Here is a 239-nt window from a genome sequence, read left to right as displayed (position 1 = left end):
CCCGAACCACGGGTGCAAAGCCTGCCAACGGTCGGCCCACCGGCACGGACTCCACGAATACCCATGGAGCACACGCGAAGCCGACCGACACGTCGTCGACATAGCGTTCGAGGACATAGCGTTCGAGGACATAGCGTTCGAGTACGACACGTGCATCGGCCTTGCGCCGGTGCCCACACGGGAGGTCGGAAATGCGTATCGGACGGCTCGTGACGCTCATCGTGATCATTTGGCTGATC

At 61.9% G+C, this 239-nt stretch carries 1 protein-coding gene; it reads right to left on the bottom strand.

Going from position 1 to position 239, the window contains the following annotated elements; genetic code table 11:
• Window positions 1-220, bottom strand: a 220-nt coding sequence (locus G9373_RS46115; RefSeq protein WP_206034054.1) for a hypothetical protein, incomplete at its 3' end; no start/stop codon positions are given.
• Between the last annotated feature and the right edge of the window lie 19 nt (window positions 221-239).

The organism is Rhodococcus sp. A14 (assembly GCF_011603105.1).
Lineage (GTDB): Bacteria > Actinomycetota > Actinomycetes > Mycobacteriales > Mycobacteriaceae > Rhodococcus_F > Rhodococcus_F opacus.
This window is presented reverse-complemented; position numbering and strand designations above follow the sequence as displayed.